Source organism: Bradyrhizobium sp. Leo170, from assembly GCF_004296405.1.
Classification (GTDB): domain Bacteria; phylum Pseudomonadota; class Alphaproteobacteria; order Rhizobiales; family Xanthobacteraceae; genus Bradyrhizobium.
Map to the genome: position 1 here is coordinate 1 of NZ_PSRR01000180.1, position 16,833 is coordinate 16,833.

A 16,833-nucleotide genomic window follows, 5' to 3' on the forward strand; every position below is an offset into this window, starting at 1 on the left:
CTAGCGCGGTCGAGACTGGGCCTGAGTTGTGTTTTTAGCGAGTTTCGCGCGCACGGTGCGGGAAACGGTGCGCGCGCGACCGCTCGGATATGGAGGTGTGGAATGGCGCCCCTGGTCACGGAGTGGGTCAACGTTAGCGGCAATATTTCGATCATCGCGCGCGAGTCGGGAGAGGTCTGGTTTCATCTCCCGGGCGGCACAAAGGAATACACAGATCCGTTTGCGACGCCGATGACGGGCGTCGGCGCCAGGGGCAGCACGATCGGGCTGCTCGACGGCGCGATCAATCTCGGATTTTCCAGAATTGAAGGGCGCCTCGCCAGCCCGGCGCCGACGCTCGTCGGCTACATCGTCGCCATCGTGGGCGCCTACCACACGTCTGTCCACACGCCGCGAAATCTCCAGCGCGCCGCCAGGCGATTCAACGAACTGGGGAGGCCGGAAGTGGCAGCCTATCTCGAAGAACGCGCGCGCGAGGAGACCGGTCACGACCGGCTCGCGCTCAAGGATCTTCGCGCGCTGGGCCTGCCCGCCGAGCGACTGGTCGCCAACTTCATCCCCGAGGGCATCAAGCCGCTCTGCGAGCGGTTCGATGAGCTCTGCGTCGAGGACTACCCGATCGGCTGCATCGGCTATTCCTATTGTCTGGAACGCATCGCCGCGCTCAAGCAGAAGACCGATATCGAGAAAGTGCAGGCACTATGCCCTGACGGCATCGATGCGACCCGCTTTCTCCGAAGTCACAGTTGCCTTGGGAGCGAGGTTGCCCACGTGGAAGAGACGATCGAGTTTGTCGCGTCCCTTCCCCCGAGCGATCGCATCAGGGTCGTCCAGGAGACGTATGAATCGGCATTGATCATGGCGGAGGGATATAATCACGAGCTGCTCAAATCCGAGGCGGAGATGCTCGACGAGCTTCAGCAGGCGGTCGGAGAGGCGCTTCCGTATCCTCTGAGTAGAGCCTTCGTACAGTAGGAGGCGCGGTGCTCGGCCCTCGGCGTGAGCAGAACGGCACGACAGTCGTCGCAGTCTGGCGTGCCTCGAGCGACAAGAGACGAGGGCCTCTGCAATGGCGAGGACAACGACCGAGGTTCGCGACTGGCTGTGTGGACACGGCCTGGGCCAGTACGCCCAAACCTTCGCAGACAACAATATCGAATACTCCGTCCTTCCGGATCTGACCGAGAATGATCTCAGGAAGCTTGGCGTTATTTCCTTAGGTCATCGCAAGAAGCTGCTGAAGGCCATCGAAGCATTGACGGCAGCGAAGTTCGGCGTGGCGTCCATCCCGGTCGCGCCGCAGCGCGAGGCCGAATTCCGTCAGATCACGGTGATGTTCAGTGATCTGGTCGGGTCCACGCAGCTTTCGGAGGCGCTGGATCCGGAGGATCTGCAAAAACTCATTGACGCGTATCGGGGGGAATGCAGCACCGCGATCCGGCGCTACGGAGGCGAGGTCGCGCGCTACTTCGGCGACGGCGCGATGGCGTTCTTCGGTTGGCCCTATGCGCATGAGGATGACGCCGTTCGTGCCACTCATGCGGCACTGGAGATCGTTTCCAGAGTTACGAAGATTGCGGGGCCGGTTACCCTGACGTGCCGGGTGGGTGTCTGCTCCGGCCCCGTTGTGGTCGGCGAAACCGGAGACAGTGGCACGTGGTCGATGGACGCGGTAGGAGAGACGCCGAATATCGCCGCGCGTCTGCAGACTCTCGCCGCTGCCAACACGGTGGTCGTTTCGGAATCGACCAGACGGCTTGTATCAGCTGCGTTTGATTTTCAGGACCTCGGTCTCCAGGAGCTCAAAGGTGTAACTGAATCCGTTCACGTCTATCGCGTGCTCTCGGCAAAGCACACCACGAGCCGCTTCGAGGCGGCGCATGCGGGTTCTCTTACGCCGCTGATCGGGCGCTCGAGCGAGCTCAGCCTGCTGCTCGACAGGTGGCAGAAAGCCAAGGAGGGCGACGGCCAGGTCATATTTCTTTCGGGAATTCCCGGAGTCGGGAAATCGAGGCTTCTCCACGAACTGAAATCGCGTGTCGAGGATGAGCCGCACATCCTGCTTCACCATCAGTGCTCGCCCTATCACAGTCAGAGCGCGTTCTTTCCTGTGATCGAGCAGATCGAACAGGCCGCCCAACTGACGGCACGCGAGCCCGATGCGGACAAGCTTGCGAAGCTCAAGGTCTACCTTCCGCGCCCGATTGACGGCTTGGCGGAGCCGGTCGCCCTGATCGCAAAACTGTTGTCGATCCCGCTGGAAGATGACCTCGAACTGTCAGGACTTACGCCGCGGCAAGTGAAAAACAGGACGATCTCTACGCTTGTCGACATCCTGTTGGCATTTTCCGCTCAACGCCCGACGCTCTGCATCTTCGAGGATGCGCATTGGCTTGACGCGTCGACCCTTGAGCTGCTCGAACTGGTCACCAGCCGCATCGACCGCGCCCGCGTGCTGCTTATCGTATCCTGTCGGCCAGAATTTCGCCCCGCGTGGATCACTCATGCGAACACCACCATGCACTCGCTCACGCGGCTGTCGCACAGCGAGGTCAGGGCGATGATCCGGGAGCTCCTGAGCGGCGCGAGCATGCCCCAGCCGTTGCTCGACCAGATCATCGAAAAGGCCGATGGCGTCCCGCTATTCATCGAGGAACTGACAAACAGCACGTTGAGCGCCCCTTTGCGAAGCCGAGGCGCCGTCGAGCGCAAGGCGCAGCCGGCCTTGCTCCGCGTTCCGGACACGCTAAGCGACGCCTTGATGGAACGGCTCGACCGGGTCGCACCAAGCCGCCGGCTTGCGCAGATCGCGGCCGTGATCGGACGGGAATTCTCCTATGACCTCTTGTCGGCTGCATCGCAGGTTGACGAGGAGGATATGCTGTCGGCGCTCTCATTGCTCGAACGCGCCGATATCATTTACCGGGTCGACGTTTCGCCGTTCGTCCGTTTCGCCTTCAAGCACGTCCTGCTGCGCGATGCGATCTACGACTCCCTGCTCAAGAGCAAGCGGCTGCAGTTTCACGCCGACATCGCGACGATCCTGGAGCATGATTTCCCGGAGCTTGCCGAAAATCAGCCCGAGGTTCTCGCCTATCACCATCAGGAGGCAGGCAATCATCCACTTGCCATTCGCTGCTGGTTCAAGTCCGGGCAACGCGCGCTAGCGCATTCGGCCAATGTCGAGGCCATCGCCAATTTTCGAAAGGCCCTTCAGCTTCTGAGCGCCCTGCCGGACACGCTCGAGCGGACCAGGCAGGAGACTGACATTCAACTGGCGTTGGGCATACCGCTCATCGCGGTGCAGGGCTACGCCTCCGCCGATACCCGCGAAGCTTTTTCGCAGGCGCGGGCCCTCTGCCTGCGGCTTGGCAACATTCCCGAATATTTCCAGGCGCTGTTCGGGTTGTGGGGGAATGCCTGGATGTCCGGCAAGAATGATGAAGCGCTCGGCATGGCCGATGAGTTCATGTCGCGGGCTCAGGCGTTGCCGGACGCCGTGCCGCGAATGGTCGCCCACAGAATGATGGGCAGCACGCTATTGACGATCGGGGACTTTCGATCGTCGGTGGACCATTTCGAGGAGTCGATCAAGCTTTCGATGAACAAGGGAAGGCCGCCGCTATACCATCTCTATATGGTCGAGCCGTAGGCGGCGTCGCTGCTGCTGCTGTCCTGGGATTTGTGGTTCCTCGGCTATCCCGACCAGGCGCTCGCGCGCGTCTCGGAGGCGCTTGCCTTGGCGCGGGATCTTCGCCACCCCTACACCATAGCGTTCGCGCATTACATGACCTCGGTCGTGCACCTGTTGCGCGGGGAGGCCGATCTCGCCTTCGAGAACGCCGAGAAGAGCTTTGAGGTGTCGCGGGAGCAGCGGTTTTCGCTCTATGCGATCCTGTCGCGAATTTCGCGCGGCCGGGCCGTCGGCGACCTCGGCCGGATCGAAGAGGCCCGCGGCGAGATCGCCCGCGGGCTCGACGAGGCCCGGCAGAACAACGTCGGCTTCATGCTGCCGATGATGGAGAGCTGGCTTGCGGAGATGCACGCCAAGGCAGGAGAAAATGAGTACGCGCTATGGATCGTCGAGCAGACCCTGACCAATCTCGATGACGTGACAGGCAGGTCATGGGAATCGGAATTGCATCGGCAGAAAGCGCAGCTTCTTCTGGCGCTCGATCCGTCCAGCATTTCAGACGCCGAATCATGCCTGAAGAAGTCCATCGACGTGGCCTGCGGTCAAAGCGCCAAATCCCTGGAGCTGCGCGCCTCGACGGACCTTGCCGAACTCTGGCGCAAGCAAGGAAGGCTCGAGGCGGCGCGCGCGCTATTGGAGCCAATCTGCCGCTGGTTCGATGAGGGAGCCGAGACCGCCGACCTCAGGCGGGCGCGCGACGCTCAAGCCGCGGCGCTCTGATCCTCACCTGCGGCGGTCGCGGCCGCACTCATCCGCGGTCACGGCAAGGTGCTGACGCACCGGCAACTGCTTCTGGACATTTGGGGGCCGGGCTATGCCGAGCGCGCTCACTACATCCGCATCTACATGGCCCAGCTTCGCCAGAAGCTCGGGGACGATCCCTCGCAACCGGTCTATCTGATCACGGAGTTGCGGGTCGGCTACCGCCTTTCCCGGCTGGAGATCCGAGAGGATAGCTAGACGTGGGGAATGGAGGATTTGTAGGATACTGATTGCACCGATGTCGCGCCCCATTGAGGGGAGCAAGGCAAAATGGCAAGGGAGAGGAACAGATCGACTTTCACGGTAGGGGCTTCTTGGCGGTATGTTCGGTTCTCTTGTCCTGCTCGCGCATGGCATCATCTATTTCATTCTCATGGGGAGCATTTTCAGAGCAAGGCAGAGCATTGGAGTTGGCGTTTTTTTCTGCCTCCTCGGCACGATGCACTTCCTCGAGACCTATTTGGCGGCCACCTTCTTCATCGAACTGCCCTTCGGTCTGATCTCGCCAGGGTCCACCGTGATGTTCGCGGGCAAGCTCTGCTTTTTCCTGCTGCTTTACATCAAGGAAGACGCCGAGGTGATGCGGCAGCCGATCTACGGCCTCCTGAGCGGCAACATTCTGATGATCGCACTAGGGCTTATCCTGCGCCTCTACAGCAATCCGGCGAGCTTGCCAGGGTACAATCCGGATCTGCGCTTCATCGACCAAATGGGCTTGCTCATGGTCTGGGGCAGCCTATTGCTGTTCATCGATCTGATCGCCCTTGTCATCATTTATGAACGGCTTGGAAAAATGGTGACGAATACCGTCCCCGGGCGGATGTTCATCAGCTTGGCGCTTGTGTTGAGCTTCGATCAGGTCTTCTTCTACCTGGGGCTGCATCTCCTTACAGGCGTACCAGAATCGGCATTGTACGGCGGGTGGATCGCCAAGATCGCCGCGGCTGCCTTCTTCAGCCTCATGATGACCGCATATCTTCGCATCGTTGAACGGGAGACTCTTCCCGTGCAATCGCGTCGCGCCGCGGATGTGTTCGATCGCCTGACTTACCGGCATCGCTACGAGAAGCTTGCTGAGCGGGTTGGCAAGGATGCGCTGACGGGACTTCAGGATCGCGGGCAGTTCGATGCCAAAGGGGCGGCAATGCTGCAGGCAGCTTCTCAATCGGGCCTGTCGCTTAGTCTCATGATGATCGACATCGATCACTTCAAGTCGATCAACGACAGCCGCGGCCACGTCGTTGGCGATGGCGTGATCCGCAAGGTGGCCGAGACGATTGTCGCCTCAAAGCGTGAGGGTGACGAGCTGTTTCGATATGGCGGGGAAGAGTTCGCATTGCTGTGCCCGCAGACGCCCCCCAGGCGCCATGGCGCTGGCAGAACGCATTCGGGCGGCTGTGGCCGACAGCAATCATCCAGAACTGGAGCGGGCGGTGACGGTGAGCATTGGCATCGCCACCTTTCCAACGCATGCCAGGGCTTTTCGGGAGCTGCTCGAAAAGGCGGATGCTGCCCTTTATCGGGCGAAGGCGTCAGGCAGGAACGGAGTTATCGGCGCGGACGCCTAAATGTTTGGTGGCGGCGGCGATATCCAGCCGTGTCGCATCGACCTCGCCCTGCACGAGCAGTGGCTCCGGTCGCAAGAGGTAGAACACGGAAAGCGCGACGACGACAGCTGCGACGACACCGACGATGATGGAAGGAGTGTCGCGCTGCGTGCATTCTCCTCCGGGGTAAGCTCGCCATCTTCGTGCCCCGGCGCGATCGTGGGGTCGACGCCAGGCGCATTCCCAACATGCCGAAATTTCCCGGAGCAGGTGGGGAACTTTTCGCTTGTGTGCACTTTGTACCTTATTGGCCCGTGTCCGCGGGCGGTTGACGTAGATGTTGTGCCCTTCGTTGGTCGGACACCAGACCGGGGTATGAGGCAGGCATCGATACTCCTTTTGAAGACGAAGCGGTCATTCGGAGGATGCTTGTCCAAATGACTTCAATGTTGAAGCTCAGCTCGAAGTTCACTGCATGCGCTGTCGTGCTGGCCTTCGCGATGGTTCTGTCGGTCGCGGCGTATGCCAGAGGTGGCGGTGGCCATGGTGGGGGTGGTGGCCATGGCGGCGGCTTTCACGGCGGTGGCTTCCATGGTGGAGGCTTTCGTGGTGGCGGCTCCCACTTCGGCGGAAGAAACTTCGGTGGCGGCCGTGCAATCGTCGCGAGACCTCATTTTGCCCCGCGGATAGGCCGTTCGTTTGCGCGGCCGAGCTTCCATGGCGGCCGTTCGTTCAGCCAGCGATCGTTCGCGCCGCACAACAGAGCCGCGGCGGTCGGCGCCTCCGCGCTTGCGGCGAGGCACGTCAACGTGGCGCGGAACGCCAACGCCGTGCGGCGTTCACTGAACGCGCGCCCCATCAACCGAGCGCTGAACAGCACCGTCGCGTTGCGCGATCCGCGCACCCGCGCGTTCATCACTGCGAGCTTAGCCACGGCGGCGTGGCACGGTGGCAACTGGTCGTGGTGGCGCCACCGCGATGGCGGTTTTGGGTGGGTCGGCCCCTTGTTCTGGCCGTTCGCTTTCTATGACATTTATGACTACACCTTCTGGGGCTATCCCTATGATGATGCGTTCTGGGGCTATGGCTACCCGGACCTCTACGCCGGCATCTTCGGCCTTTATGGCTATGACGACCTGATGGGCTATGCGGGCTACCTGCCGCGCTATGCTGGCCGGCGCGGAGGCAACTTCGACACCTATGCCTATGCGCCGTCGAACGGCCGGACCAACCTCGCGCAAATGTGCGGCGACGATAGCCGCGTGATTGCCGGGCTACCGATCGAGGCATTCCAGAATGCAATCCAGCCGAACGAGGCACAGCGCGCCGCGCTCGAAGAACTCGCCAACGCTTCGGAAAAGGCGGCTGCAGCCCTCAAGACCTCCTGCCCCACCGACGTTGCGCTCACGGCGCCGGGCCGGCTTGCAGCGATGCAGCAGCGCATCGAAGCGATGATCGTCGCGGTGCAGACGGTGCAAGGGCCGCTCGAGAAGTTCTACGGCCTCCTGAGCGATGAGCAGAAGGCGCAGATCAATGCACTTTCGACGACACGCCAGCGTCCGGGCCGAACCGCGGCGAGAGCCGGCCCGACCGGACCAGCCTGCGATGTGACGCAACCGGCGCTGAGCGAGTGGCCGACCGCCACAATCGATCAATCGGTCAGGCCGACCGACCAGCAGCGCCAATATCTTGACGCGCTTCAGGGCGCCGCTGCCCAGGCCGCGGACACGCTGAAGGCATCGTGTCAGATCCGGCCGGAGGACGCGCTGACGCCGCCGGCACGCCTTGCAGCCGTCGCCCGGCGGCTCGACACGATGCTGCAGGCGGTGAAGACCGTGCGCACGGCGATGGATGACTTCTATGGATCGCTGACCGACGAGCAGAAAGCGGCCTTCGATGCGATCGGTCCGCAGCAGGCTGGCGGGCGTCGATACGTCCGCGGGCGTGCGTGATCCGGCGTTCGCCAGCTGCTTACATCTGCCGCTCGACCAGCTTCAGCTTGAGCTCGGCGATCGCTTCCGAGGGGTTGAGGCCCTTGGGGCAGGCCTTGGCGCAATTCATGATGGTGTGGCAGCGATAGAGCCGGAACGGGTCCTCGAGATTGTCGAGCCGTTCGCCGGTGGCTTCATCGCGGCTGTCGGTGACCCAACGGGTTGCTTGCAGCAGCGCGGCAGGGCCGAGGAAGCGCTCGCTGTTCCACCAATAGCTCGGGCACGAGGTCGAGCAGCAGGCGCAGAGGATGCACTCATAGAGGCCGTCGAGCTTCTCGCGGTCCTCGTGGCTCTGCTTCCATTCCTTCTGCGGCGTCGGCGTGACCGTCTTCAGCCACGGCTCGATCGAGGCATATTGCGCGTAGAAATTGGTGAGGTCGGGGACGAGGTCTTTCACCACCGGCTGGTGCGGCAGCGGGTTGACCTTCACCGCGCCGTCTTTCACGTCGTGCATCGACTTGGTGCAGGCGAGCGTGTTCTGGCCGTCGATGTTCATGGCGCAGGAGCCGCAGACGCCCTCGCGGCAGGAGCGGCGGAAGGTCAGCGTCGGATCGATGTGGTTCTTGATCCAGATCAGGCCGTCCAAGACCATCGGTCCGCAATCGTTGGTGTCGACATAATAGGTGTCGACGCTCGGATTCTTGCCGTCGTCCGGATTCCAGCGATAGATCTTGAACTCGCGCGTCTCGGTCGCGCCGGCCGGCTTCGGCCAGGTCTTGCCGCCTGAGATCTTCGAGTTCTTCGGAAGCGCGAATTCAACCATGCTTGCAAGCCTTCGCTGTCGTCATCAATACACGCGCGCCTTGGGCGGGATGTACTGCACGTCGTTGGTCATCGTGTAATCGTGCACCGGGCGGAACTCGATCGTGGTGTTGCCCTTCTGATCGAGCCAAGCCAGCGTGTGCTTCATCCAGTTCTTGTCGTCACGATCAGGGAAATCCTCGCGGGCATGCGCGCCGCGGCTCTCGGTGCGGTTGGCCGCCGAATCCATGGTGACGACGGCCTGCACGATCAGATTGTCGAATTCCAGCGTCTCGATCAGATCGGAATTCCACACCAGCGAGCGGTCGGAGACCGAGATGTCGCCAATGCCGCCATGCACCTTGTGGATCAGGTTCTTGCCTTCCTGCAGCACTTCGCCGGTGCGGAACACCGCGCAATTGGTCTGCATCACATGCTGCATGCTGTCGCGCAGCTTGGCGGTCGGCGTGCCGCCCGAAGCATTTCGGAAATGGTCGAGCCGGCCCAGCGCCAGCTCGGCGGAATCCCTCGGCAATTCCGGCTGCTTGCCGTTGGCCGTCAGTTTCTCGGCGCAGCGCAGCGCAGCAGCCCGGCCGAACACCACGAGGTCGATCAGCGAGTTGGAGCCGAGCCGGTTGGCGCCATGCACGGAGACGCAGGCCGCTTCCCCGATCGCCATCAGGCCGGGCACCACTGCATTGTCGTCGCCGTCCCGCTTCGTCAGCACTTCGGCGTGGAAGTTGGTGGGGATGCCGCCCATGTTGTAGTGCACCGTCGGCACGATCGGGATCGGCTCGCGGGTGACGTCGACATTGGCGAAGATGCGCGCCGATTCGGAGATGCCAGGCAGCCGCTCCTGCAGCACCTTCGGATCGAGATGATCGAGGTGCAGGTAGATGTGGTCCTTCTTCTTGCCGACGCCGCGGCCTTCGCGGATCTCGATGGTCATCGCGCGTGAGACCACGTCGCGCGAGGCGAGGTCCTTGGCGGAAGGCGCATAGCGCTCCATGAAGCGCTCGCCTTCGGAATTGACGAGATAGCCGCCTTCGCCGCGGGCGCCCTCGGTGACGAGGCAGCCGGCGCCGTAGATGCCGGTCGGGTGGAATTGCACGAACTCCATGTCCTGCAGCGGCAGGCCGGCGCGCAGCACCATGCCGCCGCCGTCGCCGGTGCAGGTATGCGCCGAGGTGCAGGAGGCGTAGGCGCGGCCATAGCCGCCGGTGGCGAGAATCGTGGTCTGGGCGCGGAAGCGGTGCAGCGTGCCGTCGTCGAGCTTGATCGCGATCACGCCGCGGCAGACGCCCTGGTCGTCCATGATCAGGTCGATGGCGAAGAACTCGATGAAGAACTCCGCCGCGTGCCGCAGCGATTGGCCGTACATCGTGTGCAGCATCGCGTGGCCGGTGCGGTCGGCGGCGGCGCAGGTGCGCTGCGCCTGGCCCTTGCCGAAGTCGATCGTCATGCCGCCGAACGGGCGCTGGTAGATCTTGCCGTCCTCGGTGCGTGAGAACGGCACGCCCCAATGCTCGAGCTCGTAGACCGCCTCCGGCGCGTTACGCACCATGTATTCAATCGCGTCCTGGTCGCCGAGCCAGTCCGACCCCTTGACGGTGTCGTACATGTGCCAGCGCCAGTCGTCCTGATGCATGTTGCCGAGCGAGGCCGAGATGCCGCCTTGTGCTGCGACCGTGTGCGAGCGGGTCGGAAACACCTTGGTGATGCAGGCTGTGCGGAGGCCCGCTTCCGAGCAGCCGACCACCGCGCGCAGGCCGGCGCCGCCGGCGCCGACGACGACGACGTCGTAGGTGTGGTCTTCGATCGGATAGGCTTTGCCGTTCGTGGCCGGGCCACTGCCATTGGTGGCCTTGCCGTTACCTTCAGCGGCCATAGGTCATACTCCCGAGGATAATTTAAGGAGCGCGTAGATCGAGGCCAAGGCCACCGCAGCGCAGAAGAAATTGTTGGCCATGATGCTGGCGAGCTTCAGCTTCTCGTTATGCACATAGTCCTCGATCACGACCTGCATGCCGATCTTCATGTGCCAGGTGCTGGCGACGATGAACAGCAAGAGGATGATCGCGATCGGCAGCGAGCCGAGGATCTGTGCCGCGCCCGCGTGGTTGCGGCCGACCAGCGTCAGGATCACGAACAGCACCGGCACGATCAGCAGCGTCATCGCCATCGCGGTGAGGCGCTGGCGCCAGAAATCGGTGGTGCCGGAATGGGAGGCGCCGAGATTGCGGACGCGGCCGAGCGGCGTGCGCATCGAGGAACGAGAGTCGCTCATCGTCCGCCTCCGATCGCGTAAGCGATGATCCAGATCAGCACGGTGAGCACGATGCCGCCGATCAGCGCGGCCCAGGTCAGGGCTTCCCGTTCATTGGCCTTGAAGCCGTAGCCCAGGTCCCAGACGAAGTGCCTGATGCCGCTGAGCAGATGGTGCATCAGCGCCCATGTGTAGCCAAACACGATCAGCTTGCCGATGAAGCTGCCGGTGAAAGCCTGCAGATTGGCGTAGGCGCTGGGGCCGGAAGCCGCCGCGATCAGCCACCAGGCGAGCAGCAGCGTGCCGACATAAAGCGCTATTCCCGTGGCGCGGTGGACGATGGAAAGCGCCATCGTCAGGGTCCAGCGATAGGTCTGTATATGGGGCGAGAGCGGTCGTTCGATCCTGGCGGTCATCAGCGGCTTTGAGTTTGGTGGGACCGCGGCCGGCCCATCGGGGAACGCGGTAGATAAATTCTATTTACGGAGTCGAACCTTACAGCGCAACGGCCAAATGCCTGCAAAACGAACGGGTATTCATTGCTACATCATTGATGAAGCAAGCCGATCAGAGGCTTGGTATACCAGGGCGGTCGGCCCAGACCAAGAAGCGAATTCTGATTCGATTATAAGGTTGCGGCGGCATGCGCGCCGAACGGATCGACGGCTCGCCATCGTTCGACGAGATAATCGACAAATGCCCGGGTCTTTGGCGACGCAAGCCGCGATGGCTGAAACACCAGGTGCAATGGCGTCGGCGGCGGCTCGTAGTTCGCGAGGATGCGCCGCAAGCTGCCGGCCCTGATATCGGCGTCGACCTGCCATGACGGCACGCGCACAATGCCCGCGCCTTCCTTTGCCGCCGCGGCAAGCGCATCGAGGCTATTCATCCAGAGCCGACCGGATATGCGGATTTTGCGGTCTGCCTTCATGCTCTCCGCGAAACGCCACTCGGCGCTGCCGGGCGCATCGGAGAATACGAGACAGTCATGACCAGCGAGGTCGCGCGGCGTCTGCGGCGCGCCGCGGCGCGCGAGGTACGTGGGTGAGGCGCATACGATCATCCTGAGATCGGCGAATTTGCGTGCCACCAGTTGCGAATCCCGCAAGCGGCCGACGCGGATCGCCAGATGGATGTCTTCCTCGACCATGTCGACGGCGCGATCGACCAGCAGCAGATCGACTGACAGCAACGGATAGCGGCGCAGGAATTCGGCGAGCAGCGGCGCGATCACGAGCCGACCCATCAGGCTGGGACAGCTCACGCGAATCCGGCCCGAGGGCTGGTGACGGTCGCGTGACAACGCGGCTTCGATTTCCTTGACCTCGCCGAGGATCGATTTCGCGCGCTCATAGAAAATCCGGCCATCATCGGTCAGCGCGAGCTGCCGCGTGGTGCGGAGCAGCAGCCTGGTGCCGAAATGCTCCTCCAGCGCGGAGATCTGGCGGCTGACCGAGGTCAGCGAGCTCGGAAGCGACCGTGCCGCCGCCGAGAGGCTGCCCGTCTCCACCGCGCGGACAAAGGTCGCCATGGCCGAAAGCTGGTCCATTCGATCCTTCCGAAACTCGCAAGGCTTCCCACCAAGCAGGCTAGATACTCCCGCCTTCGACAAGGGTCTAGGCTCCGAGAAGCCGTCATACGGAGGAATTTATACGGAGGAATTTGAGATGGGATGGAGTACCGGCTTCGTATCGCATCCCAGGACGACGCGTCTGATTCGCAATCGATCGGCCGACGGCCTGATCGGTCCTGTTGTTTTCTCGGTTACGGGGCTGTTGCTCGATGGGGCCGCGATGCTGGCTCAGGCCGGCGATCGATACCCCTCGGCCTTCGGGTTGGGCGTGATCCTCGTGGCGCCAGCCGTGGCGGCTGTGGCGGCCTTGCGCGTGCAAGGCCGCAGAGACTAAACGCTGACGCAAGGGACATCATGGCTGGCCTCGATCTCACCGAACTCGTTGAACTCGCATTGCTGCTGATCGCGGTTGGCGCCTTGTCCGGCTTTCTCGCCGGCCTGTTCGGCATCGGCGGCGGCGCGATCCTGGTGCCGGTGTTCTATGAATGCTTCCGCCTGGCCGGCGTGCCGGTGGAGGTGCGGATGCCGCTCTGCATCGGCACCTCGCTCGCCGTCATCATCCCGACCTCGATCAGCTCGTTTCGCGCCCATTACCGGCGCGGCGCCGTTGACATGGAGGTGCTGAAGCGCTGGTGGATCCCGATCATGCTCGGCGTCCTCGCCGGCAGCGTCACCGCGCGGTTTGCGCCGGAGCGGCTGTTCAAGATCGTGTTCGTGATGGTGGCGTGGTCGGCGGCCGCGCGCCTGCTATTGGCGCGCGAAGGCTGGAAGTTCGGCGACGAATTGCCCAAGGGTTTCTTGATGCGCGTCTACGGCTTCTTCGTCGGCCTGCTCTCGACCTTGATGGGCATCGGCGGCGGCCTGTTCGCCAATCTCCTGATGACCTTCTACGGCCGTCCGATCCACCAGGCAGTCGCGACCTCCTCGGCGCTGGCGGTGCTGATCTCGATCCCCGGCGCGCTCGGCTATGTCTATGCCGGCTGGCCGGCCGCGGCGCACTTTCCCGATGTCCTGGCGCTGCAGGTGCCGTTCGCGCTCGGCTATGTCTCGCTGATCGGCGCCATCCTGGTGATGCCGACCACGCTGGCCACCGCCCCGCTCGGCGTGAAGGTCGCGCACGCGCTGTCAAAGCGAGCGCTGGAGATGGCGTTCGGTGCCTACCTCTTCATCGTCGGCGGCCGGTTCGTGATCAGTCTCGTGAGCGGGCAGTAGTCCCGTAGCCCGGGTGGAGCGCAGCGCAACCCGGGGATACCGAGTCAGCATCTGCCGACGGTCCCGGGTTACGCTGGCGCTCCACCCGGGCTACGGCGCTAGTCCTTCAATCGCACTTCGCTGTAGCGCCACATGCGGATATCGCCGACACCTTCGATGCGATTCGAATCGGCGAGGACTTTCAATCGTGCAGCGATCGCCTCATGGCTGATCGGCACGCTAAGCTCCTGGCAGCGCCCTTCGACCAGAATGATCATCCTTGCGGTCTTCTCCACTGTGGCTTCAACAACGAGAATATGATGCTGTCGAAATCCGCTTCGGTCAGGGACGGCGGGAGACGCACCTGGCTCCACTCGAGCCTGCTGTCCACGGTGGGGATTTCTTCATCAACTACCGGCGGCTCCAAGTCCGGATACTGATCATAGATCGGTGCAAGCAGCTTCTGTTGCAAAGCTGCGACAACCTCTTGAAGCAAGTCCTCGAGCTTTAGTCGCTCATCTTTGCCGAGACCGGCAATGGCCATCCTTGCGTCGTCCATCGCCTGATAGGCATCGAGTAAGTGTTCGTTAATTCGGACGGCTTGTTTGCGGTTCATTATTTCAACGCGACGTTCTTGCGCCCCTACTTCTTCGTATAGATATCCTTATACGTATCCCGCAGAATGTTCTTCTGCACTTTGCCCATGGTGTTACGCGGCAGTTCGTTGACGATGAACACCCGCTTCGGCATCTTGAATTTTGCCAACCGCCCCTCGAGGCCGTTCAGCACCGCGGATTCATCGACCGTGGCGCCGGGCTGGCGCACCACGACGGCGGTGACGCCTTCGCCGAAATCGGCGTGCGGCACGCCGATCACGGCGGATTCGACCACGCCGGGCATGCCGTCGATCTCGGTCTCGATTTCCTTGGGATAGACGTTGAAGCCCCCCGAGATCACGAGGTCCTTGCCGCGGCCGAGGATGTGCACATAGCCCTTGGCGTCGATCTTGCCGAGATCGCCGGTGATGAAGAAGCCGTCGTCGCGGAATTCGGCCTTGGTCTTTTCCGGCATCCGCCAATAGCCCTTGAACACGTTCGGCCCCTTGACCTCGATCACGCCGATGGTCTCGGGCGGCAGCACCTTGCCGGTCTCAGGGTCGGTGACGCGCGCGGAGACGCCGGGCAGGGGGAAGCCGACCGCGCCGGGCACGCGCTCGCCGTCATAGGGGTTGGAGGTGTTCATGTTGGTCTCGGTCATGCCGTAGCGCTCGAGCACGGCATGACCGGTGCGGGCGGACCATTCGCGGTGGGTGTCGGCCAAAAGCGGCGCCGAGCCCGAAACGAACAGCCGCATATGCCCGGTGTTCTCCTTGTTCAGCGCGGGATTTTGCAGGAGACGCGTATAGAAGGTCGGCACGCCCATCAGCACGGTGGCGCGCGCCATCAGCTTGATGATCAGGCCCGGATCGAACTTCGGCAGGAAAATCATCGCGGCGCGTGCGAACAGCGTCACGTTGCTGGCCACGAACAGGCCGTGGGTATGATAGATCGGCAGCGCGTGGATCAGCACGTCGTCCCTGGTGAAGCGCCAGTAGTCGACCAGCGACAGCGAGTTCGAGGCGAGATTGTCGTGGCTCAGCATCGCGCCCTTGGAGCGGCCGGTAGTGCCTGACGTGTAGAGGATCGCGGCGAGATCATCATTGCCGCGTTCCACCGTCTTGAACTCCGGGCTCGCTTTGTCGGCCGCGTCCATCAGCGAGCCCTTGCCGTCGGCGCCGAGCGTCTCGACCTTGGCGCCGACTTTCGCGGCGATCGCGCCGATGCCTTCAGCCTTGGAGGGGTCGCACACCACCAGCGACGGCTCGGCGTCAGTGATGAAGTAGTCGAGCTCGTTCAGCGTATAGGCGGTGTTGAGCGGCAGATAGATCGCGCCGGCGCGCACGGTCGCGAGATAGAGCACGAGGCCCTGCACCGATTTTTCGGTTTGCGCCGCAACGCGGTCGCCGACCTTGACGCCGCGTGAAACCAGCACGTTCGCCATCCGCCCGGTGCGCGCGATCAGGTCCGCATAGCTGATCTTCGTGCCGTCTAGCTGCTCGATCGCAAGCCGGCTTGGATCGTCGAGACCGTCGAACAGGCGGGAAAACAGGTTGGCGTTGGCGGCGGTGTTCATGCAACATCCCCTGCAGGGCAAGAAGGCCGGGCTGGCTTAGCAAAAACGCCCTTTGGAAAGCAACGGAGACAGTTTGCATGACAAATAATGGGAAACGCGTGGCCTGGGTGACGGGCGGCGGCACCGGCATCGGCGAGTCCGGGGCGGAATTCCTGGCGGCCGACGGCTGGACGGTGGTGGTCTCGGGCCGCCGCAAGGAGGAGCTGGACCGGGTGGTCGCCAACATCGCCAAGAAAGGCGGCAAGGCCGAGGCCATTGCGCTCGACGTCAGCAACAAGGACGACGTGAACAAGGCCGCCGAGCAGATCCTCAGCCGCCACGGCCGCATCGACCTCCTGGTCAACAGCGCTGGCATCAACGTGCCGAAGCGGAGCTGGGCTGACATGGAGCTTCAGGGCTGGGACAGACTGGTCGAGATCAACCTCAACGGCGTGCTCTATTGCATGCATGCGGTGCTGCCGGCGATGCGCAAGCAGCAGGACGGCTGCATCATCAACGTCGCCTCCTGGGCCGGACGCCATGTCTCGAAGATGCCGGGGCCCGCCTATACCACGACCAAGCATGCGGTGCTGGCGCTGACCCATTCCTTCAACATGGATGAATGCGCCAACGGCCTGCGCGCCTGCTGTCTCTCGCCCGGCGAGGTCGCGACGCCGATCCTGAAACTGCGGCCCGTGGTGCCGAGCGAAGCCGAGCAGGCCAGGATGCTGCAGCCCGAGGATGTCGGCCGCACCATCGCCTTCGTCGCCAGCATGCCGCCGCGTGTCTGCGTCAACGAAATCCTGATCAGCCCGACCCACAACCGCGGCTTCATCCAGACCCCCGCAAGCCGGGATTAGGCGCTGGTCCCCTGTAGCCCGGATGGAGCGCAGCGCAATCCGGGATAGGTGCATTGG

At 62.9% G+C, this 16,833-nt stretch carries 16 protein-coding genes and 1 pseudogene; 9 read left to right on the plus strand and 8 right to left on the minus strand.

Annotated features, from left to right (window positions below):
- Positions 1 to 102: 102 nt before the first annotated feature.
- The 6 genes and pseudogenes from CWO89_RS26115 (at position 103) to CWO89_RS26145 (ending at position 7,955) form a co-directional block, all read left to right on the plus strand.
- A complete protein-coding gene (locus CWO89_RS26115) occupies positions 103 to 975 on the plus strand; it encodes a heme oxygenase-like domain-containing protein (RefSeq protein WP_130581517.1) in 873 nt (290 codons plus the stop codon).
- Between the two features lie 94 nt (positions 976 to 1,069).
- Positions 1,070 to 3,652, plus strand: a complete 2,583-nt coding sequence (locus tag CWO89_RS26120; protein WP_130581518.1) for an adenylate/guanylate cyclase domain-containing protein — start codon at positions 1,070 to 1,072, stop codon at positions 3,650 to 3,652.
- An 87-nt stretch (positions 3,653 to 3,739) separates the two neighbouring features.
- Positions 3,740 to 4,414: a hypothetical protein gene (locus tag CWO89_RS26125; protein WP_130581519.1), complete on the plus strand. Its 675-nt coding sequence runs from the start codon at positions 3,740 to 3,742 to the stop codon at positions 4,412 to 4,414.
- 27 nt (positions 4,415 to 4,441) lie between these two features.
- A pseudogene (locus CWO89_RS26130) lies at positions 4,442 to 4,654 on the plus strand (winged helix-turn-helix domain-containing protein); the annotation flags it as partial.
- A gap of 124 nt (positions 4,655 to 4,778) precedes the next feature.
- Positions 4,779 to 6,152: a GGDEF domain-containing protein gene (locus CWO89_RS49200; protein ID WP_463701865.1), complete on the plus strand. Its 1,374-nt coding sequence runs from the start codon at positions 4,779 to 4,781 to the stop codon at positions 6,150 to 6,152.
- Positions 6,153 to 6,440: 288 nt separating this feature from the next.
- Complete coding sequence (locus CWO89_RS26145; protein WP_245476592.1) at positions 6,441 to 7,955, plus strand: Spy/CpxP family protein refolding chaperone; 1,515 nt, start codon at positions 6,441 to 6,443, stop codon at positions 7,953 to 7,955.
- Positions 7,956 to 7,974: 19 nt separating this feature from the next.
- On the opposite strand, the gene CWO89_RS26150 is transcribed toward CWO89_RS26145, so the two are convergent.
- The 5 genes from CWO89_RS26150 to CWO89_RS26170 all read right to left on the minus strand — a co-directional run bounded on the left by CWO89_RS26150 (position 7,975) and on the right by CWO89_RS26170 (position 12,550).
- Positions 7,975 to 8,757, minus strand: a complete 783-nt coding sequence (locus tag CWO89_RS26150; protein WP_130581521.1) for a succinate dehydrogenase iron-sulfur subunit — start codon at positions 8,755 to 8,757, stop codon at positions 7,975 to 7,977.
- A gap of 24 nt (positions 8,758 to 8,781) precedes the next feature.
- Positions 8,782 to 10,623 carry a succinate dehydrogenase flavoprotein subunit gene (gene sdhA / locus CWO89_RS26155; RefSeq protein WP_130581522.1) on the minus strand — a complete coding sequence of 614 codons (1,842 nt, stop codon included), beginning with the start codon at positions 10,621 to 10,623 and terminating at the stop codon, positions 8,782 to 8,784.
- Between the two features lie 3 nt (positions 10,624 to 10,626).
- Positions 10,627 to 11,001, minus strand: coding sequence for a succinate dehydrogenase, hydrophobic membrane anchor protein (sdhD, locus tag CWO89_RS26160; protein ID WP_130581531.1), 375 nt, complete (start codon positions 10,999 to 11,001; stop codon positions 10,627 to 10,629).
- A 17-nt stretch (positions 11,002 to 11,018) separates the two neighbouring features.
- Complete coding sequence (gene sdhC, locus CWO89_RS26165) at positions 11,019 to 11,417, minus strand: succinate dehydrogenase, cytochrome b556 subunit (protein ID WP_130581523.1); 399 nt, start codon at positions 11,415 to 11,417, stop codon at positions 11,019 to 11,021.
- A gap of 209 nt (positions 11,418 to 11,626) precedes the next feature.
- A complete protein-coding gene (locus CWO89_RS26170) occupies positions 11,627 to 12,550 on the minus strand; it encodes a LysR family transcriptional regulator (RefSeq protein ID WP_130581524.1) in 924 nt (307 codons plus the stop codon).
- Between the two features lie 118 nt (positions 12,551 to 12,668).
- On the opposite strand from CWO89_RS26170, the gene CWO89_RS26175 reads away from it, so the two are divergent.
- Both CWO89_RS26175 and CWO89_RS26180 read left to right on the plus strand, forming a co-directional pair.
- Positions 12,669 to 12,908: a hypothetical protein gene (locus CWO89_RS26175; protein WP_130581525.1), complete on the plus strand. Its 240-nt coding sequence runs from the start codon at positions 12,669 to 12,671 to the stop codon at positions 12,906 to 12,908.
- A gap of 17 nt (positions 12,909 to 12,925) precedes the next feature.
- A complete protein-coding gene (locus tag CWO89_RS26180; protein ID WP_165421349.1) occupies positions 12,926 to 13,786 on the plus strand; it encodes a sulfite exporter TauE/SafE family protein in 861 nt (286 codons plus the stop codon).
- Positions 13,787 to 13,884: 98 nt separating this feature from the next.
- Here CWO89_RS26180 and CWO89_RS46170 read toward each other — a convergent pair whose 3' ends face one another.
- Genes CWO89_RS46170 through CWO89_RS26190 form a run of 3 tightly spaced genes read right to left on the minus strand, consistent with a single transcriptional unit; the run spans position 13,885 to position 15,937 of the window.
- Positions 13,885 to 14,043, minus strand: coding sequence for a hypothetical protein (locus CWO89_RS46170; RefSeq protein ID WP_165421348.1), 159 nt, complete (start codon positions 14,041 to 14,043; stop codon positions 13,885 to 13,887).
- Positions 14,040 to 14,381, minus strand: a complete 342-nt coding sequence (locus CWO89_RS26185; protein ID WP_130581527.1) for a hypothetical protein — start codon at positions 14,379 to 14,381, stop codon at positions 14,040 to 14,042. The genes CWO89_RS46170 and CWO89_RS26185 overlap by 4 nt, the downstream gene beginning before the upstream one ends.
- A 26-nt stretch (positions 14,382 to 14,407) precedes the next feature.
- Positions 14,408 to 15,937, minus strand: a complete 1,530-nt coding sequence (locus CWO89_RS26190; RefSeq protein ID WP_130581528.1) for a malonate--CoA ligase — start codon at positions 15,935 to 15,937, stop codon at positions 14,408 to 14,410.
- Positions 15,938 to 16,014: 77 nt separating this feature from the next.
- Here CWO89_RS26190 and CWO89_RS26195 point away from each other — a divergent pair, with 77 nt between their 5' ends.
- The gene (locus tag CWO89_RS26195; protein WP_130581529.1) at positions 16,015 to 16,776 is read left to right on the plus strand and encodes an SDR family oxidoreductase; all 762 of its coding nucleotides are present in this window, start codon (positions 16,015 to 16,017) and stop codon (positions 16,774 to 16,776) included.
- The last annotated feature ends 57 nt before the right edge of the window (positions 16,777 to 16,833 follow it).